Source organism: Frankia sp. R82 (assembly GCF_023716925.1).
Lineage (GTDB): Bacteria > Actinomycetota > Actinomycetes > Frankiales > Frankiaceae > Frankia.
The window spans coordinates 1-7137 of sequence record NZ_JAMQQG010000239.1 but is presented as its reverse complement, the minus strand read 5'-3'; the positions used below and the strand labels follow the sequence as shown (position 1 = coordinate 7137).

6 protein-coding genes and 1 pseudogene are annotated in these 7137 nt (G+C 72.3%); all 7 read right to left on the bottom strand.

Annotated features, from left to right (window positions below):
* A partial coding sequence (locus ND747_RS19310) for a glycosyltransferase family 4 protein (protein WP_251735180.1) occupies positions 1-1435 on the bottom strand: 1435 nt, incomplete at its 3' end.
* Between the two features lie 347 nt (positions 1436-1782).
* A complete protein-coding gene (locus ND747_RS19305; RefSeq protein WP_251735178.1) occupies positions 1783-3159 on the bottom strand; it encodes a choice-of-anchor P family protein in 1377 nt (458 codons plus the stop codon).
* A 132-nt stretch (positions 3160-3291) separates the two neighbouring features.
* Positions 3292-4749 carry a nucleotide sugar dehydrogenase gene (locus ND747_RS19300; protein ID WP_251735176.1) on the bottom strand — a complete coding sequence of 486 codons (1458 nt, stop codon included), beginning with the start codon at positions 4747-4749 and terminating at the stop codon, positions 3292-3294.
* A gap of 26 nt (positions 4750-4775) precedes the next feature.
* On the bottom strand, positions 4776-5231 hold the full coding sequence (locus ND747_RS19295) for a hypothetical protein (RefSeq protein WP_251735174.1): 456 nt from the start codon (positions 5229-5231) through the stop codon (positions 4776-4778).
* 153 nt (positions 5232-5384) lie between these two features.
* The gene (locus ND747_RS19290; RefSeq protein WP_251735172.1) at positions 5385-5729 is read right to left on the bottom strand and encodes a hypothetical protein; all 345 of its coding nucleotides are present in this window, start codon (positions 5727-5729) and stop codon (positions 5385-5387) included.
* 28 nt (positions 5730-5757) lie between these two features.
* Complete coding sequence (gene wecB, locus ND747_RS19285; protein WP_251735170.1) at positions 5758-6948, bottom strand: non-hydrolyzing UDP-N-acetylglucosamine 2-epimerase; 1191 nt, start codon at positions 6946-6948, stop codon at positions 5758-5760.
* A pseudogene (locus ND747_RS19280) lies at positions 6945-7137 on the bottom strand (hypothetical protein); the annotation flags it as partial. The gene wecB and the pseudogene ND747_RS19280, both read right to left, overlap by 4 nt.

Below are 7137 nucleotides of genomic sequence, written 5' to 3'. Positions count from 1 at the left end.
GGACCGCACCAGAACCGAGGATTTTTTCGGCCACCGTCCGGGCCGCGTCCAGAGCACGTCCGGACTCCCGGGCCGCCGCCCCCTGGGGCCGGCGGGGGGGTCCTCGCCCGGTTGGGGCGGTGGGGGCGGGGGTGGCGGGGGCGTGGGCCGTGGGGCGGGCGCGGTCCGGCGCGTCCCAGCCGACGATGGCCCGATAGAAGGCGCTGGCCTGCTCGTCCACCCGGTCGCCGCGGTACTCCTCGGCGGCGGCCCGGTTGCGAGCCGACATCTGCGCCAGCAGCGCGGGGCTGGTGAGGACCTCGGACATCCGGATCGCCAGCCGCAGCGGATCCTCGGGCGGGACGAGGTCCTGGTGCGCGAGCAGCTCCACCGTGCCCCCGACCGCGGTGCCGAGCGTCGGCACCCCCCGGGCCAGCGCCTCGATGACCACCCGGGGCAGCCCCTCCGTCCGCGACGGCAGGACGAACAGGTCCGCGTCGTCGAGCAGGGCGCGCACGCCGGCACGGTCCAACGTCGGGACGAACTCGACGATCCCGTCGAGCCCTGCCTGCTGCGCGGCGCGCACCAGCTGGTCGTGGTGGCGTCCGGAGCCGACGATGACGACCCGCAGCGAGTGCTTCCAGGCGTCGAGCAGTCCGGCGGCCGTCAGCAGGATGTCGTGGCCCTTGTACCGGCGTTCCTGGGAGCCGATCGTCACCACGGTCGCCGGCGTGGGCGGTCGGGACGCCCGCGGTCGCGGGGCGGGGGTGAAGTCGTCGGGGCCCAGCCGGCCGTAGGCGTAGTGGGCCTGCAACGCCCCGGGCGCGGCCGGGTAGCGGGCCTGCAGTGTCTCGCGGGTGACGTAGCCGACGGCGCGGGCGCCGACCGCCCGGCGGGCCAGCCAGCGGCGGGCCGGACGGCGCGCGAAGCGGCCGAACATGCCCCCGGCGACCGCCTCCGCGTCTCCGATGATCTCCATGGCGTAGGGCAGGTCGCGACGGCGCAGCACCGCGATGAGGGTGGCCCCCACCAGGCCCGGCATCACCGCGAGATACCGGGTGTCGATGACGTGCGGCGACTGCCTGGCCCTGGTCGGACGGTCGGAGCCGACCGCCCGCTGGCGGGGCGTGGGCGCCAGGGCTCCACCCGGCCTGAACCCGTCGGCCACCGCACGGCGCAGTCGGCGCCGGGTCCGCAGGTAGCCGACCAGCCCCTGGTAGGGCGGCAGCTCCACCACCCGCACGCCCGTACCCGCGACCGGGAAGGACGAGGTCTTCGAGGATGCCGTGACCGGCTCGTCGCGCGGCGCGGCGCCGACCCGGCCCAGCACGACCACCTCGTCGAAGACGCCGAGGTAGGAGGCCCAGTGCCGGTATGCCTCGCTCGGGGTACGGGACACCACGACATCCTGGGCGTCCCGGTGGAACCGTGCCTCCGTCGCGACCACAACCCGCATGGCGTCCACCCTTCGCCGGCTCTCCCCTCAAGGACATCCACAACCTACAGCCAGCGTTTAACTACATAGAGATACAGCACTCGCGGAGAGTCCGGACGCGGCGTCGCTACCGCCCCGCCTCCGTCCGATCCCCGACGCCCCGGCGACTTCCCCGCCTCACACGCGAACGGGCGGGTGGGGCACGTAGCGCCCACCCGCCCGGTCCCGCAGTCCCACAGCCCTGCGATCTCACGGCGCCGGGCGCCCACCCGTCCCGTCCCCACGTCCATCAGCACCGCGCCGGCGGACTACCTGCCCGGCGCGAACCGACGGACGGCGGACGGGACGGCGGTGGCCGCCCGGCCACCTCACAAGGTGCTGGTCGTGATGTTGTTGCAGCGCGCCGGGTCGTCGACGTCCGCACACAGCTGCGCCGCGAACGGCCCCGACAGCTGGTTGGTGTCATGCGGATCGATCGGCGCCGACAGCGGGCTCGCCCCGGTGTCGGAGGCGTTGATCGACGCGACCCCGAGACGGATCACGGCCCCGACCGGCAGAATCCCGCCGACCTGGATCACGACCTCCACCGCCCGTACCTCCAGGCCCGTGGCCGTCTGGATCTGACGGTTGAGCACCACGTAGCCGACCCCGGGAAGTATCACAGCGGTGTTGGGTGCGACGTTCACCGGGAGAGGCACTCCGGCCACCCTCAGGTTGACGAACTGCGTCCCGGTGGAACTGAGTACGGGCGGCGAACCCGGACTCTTGATCGCGTTCGCCTGGGAGGTGATCGCATCCGCGGTGATCAGGCCGCTGAGCAGGTTCAGGCTCGCCAGCGTGATCTTGGATGTGCCGCCGGTGGGATTACCGAGCACCGCCGTCCCCTGCGCGACGGTCGCCCCGATGGTCGCGATGCCCGGCAGGTTGATGCCGACCAGGCTCGAGATGGCCGTGCCCCCGTTGCAGGGCACGCTCTGGGCGACCAGCGGGCTGATCGACAGCGGGCCCGCCGCGATCAGGTTCGAGTAGGCAACGCCGGTCATGAACACCGGTGGCTTCGGCAGGAACCGCGACTGGGTCAGACCGATGATGACATCCAGCCCGGCGTTCACACCGGCAGTGATCCGGATGTGCGCCCCGATGGTGCGGATCCCGTTGGCCGCCACGGTCTGCTCGTTGAGCGTGATCGAGCCGAGCAGCGGAATCGCGATCGTCGTGTTGGCCCCGATGGTGCCCAACGGGATCGGAATCCCGAGGATGGTCAGCGCCCCGAGCGAGACGGCGCCGACAGAGGCCACGCTCGTCCCCGTGTTGACGGCGGTCGAGGTGACCCCGAGGCCGGTCAGACCGACCAGCCCACCGAGCAGGTTGACGCTCGCCACCGTGCTGCGGGTGACGGCGACCTGGTTGTTGTTCGGCCCACTCTGCGCCGTGGTGGCGGACTGGAACGTGGGAGCGGCAGCGATGACACCGGGGATGTTGACGATCCCCCCGGCGGTCGCCGCGAGCCCCGGCTGGATCGTGCAGGAGATGCCGGTCGGGAACAGCGGCCCGGCCGTCACCACACCGCCGACCGAGGCCGATGCCCCGTAGGCGTACTGCTCGTAGGCAAGCGGGGAGGGGACGGCCGAGGCCGTGCCCACTCCCACGCCAACCAGGGTGGCCGCGAGGACGCCGCCGGACACGACGCCGGCCGTCAGCCGACGCAGTCCCACCCGGGGGCCCGCGCGGAACGAGCTTCGCATCAAATCCCTCCTTTCTGTTAGCTGATGAACACTTTCAGCGATAACCCTAGGGAGAGAAGGTGTAATGCTGTGACTACTTGCAAGTAGATGGCTTCGCTGAGCGTCTTCCGGGCGTGTCGCCGTACGGCCGGATCAGAGCGACTCCACGGTGAGACCCGCAGCTTCGCGCGGTCGGGCCTGTGCCGGCACCCACACACCGCCGACGCCCGAATCGTCACCCAGCCCGGAACCGACCGCCCCCGGACCGGCGTCGTCGGCCGCGGCGTCGTCGAACGGAAGACTCGGTGCCAGGTCGAGGGCACCACCGAACGCACCTGCGGCCGGCCCGCGGCGGCGGACGTCGTGCGGCCCGGGCAGCCAGCGGCGGGTGTCCAGGACGAGCCGCGCATGCCTGGCCACCAGCTCACGATCAAACGCATCGTGATCGACGAGGACGACCACCAGATCCGCCGCGGCGAGCTCGGCGGCGTTCGCCTCGACCAGGCGCACCGGGGCGGGCAGCCGCGCCGGGTCGACGTGCGGATCGGCGGCCCGCAGGTCCGCACCGAGCTCGGCGAGCAGCCCCGCGATCCGGGTGGACGGCGACTCCCGCGCGTCTCCGGTGTTCTTCTTGTAGGCAAGGCCGAGCAGCAGCACCCGGCTGCCGGCCACCGGCTGGTGGCGGGCGTTGAGCATCTCGGTGACCCGGCCCACCACATGATCGGGCATGTGGTCGTTGACGTCGTTGGCCAGCTCCACGAACCGGAAGCTGCGCCCCAGGCTGCGCCGCACCCGCCAGGACAGATACGACGGGTCGATCGGCAGGCAGTGCCCCCCGACTCCCGGCCCCGGGGTGAACCGCAGATAGCCGAACGGCTTGGTCGACGCCGCGTCGATCGCCTCCCACACGTCCACGCCGAGCTCGTGGGCGAACATCGCCAGCTCGTTGACGAGCGCGATGTTGACGTGCCGGAAGGTGTTCTCCAACAGCTTCGTGAGCTCGGCGGTACGGGTCGAGGCCACCGGCACGGTCCGCTCGACCAGACTGTCGTAGAAGGCCGTCACGGCCGACCGGCAGGCCGGACTCATCCCCGAGACGACCTTGGGGGTGTTCACCAGGTTCCAGGTCGGGTTGCCCGGGTCGATGCGCTCCGGCGAGTACCCGAGATGGAACTCGGTGCCCGGCTTCAGCCCCGAACCCTCGGCCAGCAGCGGCGCGAGCAGCTCCTCGGTCGTGCCCGGGTAGGTGGTCGACTCCAGAATCACCGTCGTCCCCCGGCGCACCAGCGGCGCCAGTCCCTGCGCGGCGTCGACGATGTACGACAGGTCGGGCGTCCCCTCCCGCAGCGGCGTCGGCACGGTGATCACGGCGACGTCGAACCCGTCGGCCCGCGCGTAGTCGGCCGTCGGCAGGTAGTTCCCGCCAGCCAGCGCCGCCTCGAGTTCACCGTCCGAGATGTCCTCCACATACGACCGCCCGGCGGCCAGCCGCGCCGCGCGGCCTGCGTCGATCTCCACCCCGACGACGCGCCAGCCCGCCGCAACGGCCCGCATCGCCACCGGCAGACCGACATACCCCTGCCCGATCACCACTAGCCTGTTCGATGACATTCGCAGAGTGTCGCGTACCAACTACGTTAAGCGATGTAACCCTTTCGCCGTGTCTCCGCGACCAGCACGTTCTCCCTGCCCCCCCCCCGCCCAGACGCCCCCTTGACGCACCCCGCGGCCCGCCCCACCCGCACGTCCCGCTCGGCAACCGATTTCCGCGGCCGTTGCCCGAGGCCTGGGCGAGCGACCGACATCGCCGCCATCACGGGCCGTTGTCGGCACCGCGGGCCCAGCGGGGCGGACGGGTCACCGACCGTGTTCCCGGTCTTGGACGGGACGCAGCCGAGCAGCTGGCGGCCCAGCGGATCGCCGAGCGTCTCGGTGACCATCCGCTGGCGTTGGACCAGGCCGCGCACCGACTCGGCGACACCCGGGCTCCCGCCGCCGCCTACCTCACCGAGCAGGGCCACCCTGACCAGGCCGAGCCCCTGGCCGCCCGCGAAACCCACATCCGCACCGCCCGCATCCTCGGCGCCGACCACCCCGACACCATTCGCGCCAAACAAACCCTCGCCGAAGCAGCCAACCGGCCCGCCCTGGACCAGTCAGCCAGAGCCGAAAACCCGCCGTCCCCGAATACTGGAACACCCGCGTCGGCCCCTGACAACCAGCCTGTACAAACACCGGTAAATGCGTCAGAACGACCCGGAAGAATCATCTGGCTCGGGAGCCGGACCGTTCTTCTCGTCGTCGAAGACACGCCCGAATCCGGCCAGCCGGTCGAACAGACGCTGCCGCGGATCCGACTGCTCCCGCATCAGCTCCGCCAGCTCCCGCTGGGCTGACTCGTAGTCGTACCGGGCGGACAGGCGGTTCGCGACCTCCTGATCGTCACGGGCCGCCCAGGTGCGGCTGGACGAGCCGTCCCAGTCGACGGGACGCAGGGGCGGGCGCTCACCCGGCGCCGGTGCGGACGGTTCCGCGGAACCGTGTGGATCGGGCTCGGCCTGCACCGGGTCGGTTGTGGACGTGGTCGGCACTCGGAGCGACCTTGTCCCCGTCCAGGTGTCAACCGGAACGGAACTCCCCACGTTGTGGTGCCGCCGCGCCGGTTCCGGCCGGCAGGGTGCGGGCGAGGATGGCGGCGATGCGCTGGCCGGCATGGCCGTCCCACAGGGCGGGGCGGCGCGGCGGCGGCGGGTTCTCGAGGGCTTCGAGTGCGGCGGCGACCACCATGGCAGGGTCCCGTCCGACGACCTGGTTCGTGCCCTCGGTGACGGTCAGGGGGCGTTCGGTGTTGTCCCGCAGGGTCAGGCAGGGCACGCCGAGCACGGTGGTCTCCTCCTGGATCCCGCCGGAGTCGGTGAGCACCAGGCTGGCGCCGGCCTGCAGGGCGATCGAGTCGAGGTAACCGACCGGGCCGATCAGGCGGATGCCGGCGGGCAGCCGGTCGGCCAGCTGCGCGGCCGTGCGCGGATGGGCCGGGAACAGCAGCGGGCAGCATTCGGCGATCTGGCCGAGCGCGACAAGCAGGCCGGTGAGTGTCGCCGGGTCGTCCACGTTCGCCGGCCGGTGCAGGGTGAGCAGGCCGTAGCCGCCGGGGCGCAGGCCGAGGTCGGCGAGCACCGGTCGGGCCAGCGCGTCCGCGCACCGCGCCAGCAGGGTGTCGACCATGACGTTGCCGACGAGGTGCACCTGGTCGGGTGCGGCGCCCTCGCGCAGCAGGTGTTCCACCGCCTCGGGGGACGTCGCGAACAGGTCGTCGCACAGCCGGTCGGTGACGATCCGGTTGATCTCCTCGGGCATGGAGCGGTCGCCGCTGCGCAGTCCGGCCTCGACGTGCGCGGCCCGCACGCCTGCCTTCGCCGCGACGAGGGCGCAGGCCAGCGTCGAGTTCACGTCACCGAACACGACGACGAGGTCGGGGCGCAGCCGTTCCAGCAGTGTCTCGAACGAGGTCATCACGGCCGCCGTCTGCACGGCGTGCGAACCGGAGCCGGCGGCCAGATGGTGGTCGGGGGCGCGCAGATCGAGATCGGTGAAGAACACCCCGCTCATCGCCTCGTCGTAGTGCTGCCCGGTGTGGACGAGGCTGGTGCGCATTCCCGTGCTCTCGAGCGCGTCCAGCACCGGCTTCGCCTTGACGAAGTTCGGCCGGGCCCCGGCGACGACCACCGCGTGCACCCCGGCGGCCGGGCGGGACTCCGGCGCCGACCGAGGGCTCGGAACGGGAGCCCACGTGGACGGCGGGCTGGTCATGGGGAGACCTCCTCGGCCGCGACGCTCGGGCGGGCCGCGCCCGACGTGCGGGACTCGCCTGGACGGGGGGCGGCCAGCGGGGTAGGCAGCCGGTCCTCCCAGGCGGCGGCGGCGGACTCGAGGGCGAGGTCGTTGTCGACCATCATCGCGACCAGCTCCTCGAACCCCACCCGCGGCCGCCACCCCAAC

Bases quoted from the DNA above. Each gene is read 5' to 3' on its own strand.
- ND747_RS19300 (WP_251735176.1), bottom strand. From the start codon at position 4,749: ATGTCATCGAACAGGCTAGTGGTGATCGGGCAGGGGTATGTCGGTCTG.
- wecB (WP_251735170.1), bottom strand. From the start codon at position 6,948: ATGACCAGCCCGCCGTCCACGTGGGCTCCCGTTCCGAGCCCTCGGTCG.
- ND747_RS19305 (WP_251735178.1), bottom strand. From the start codon at position 3,159: ATGCGAAGCTCGTTCCGCGCGGGCCCCCGGGTGGGACTGCGTCGGCTG.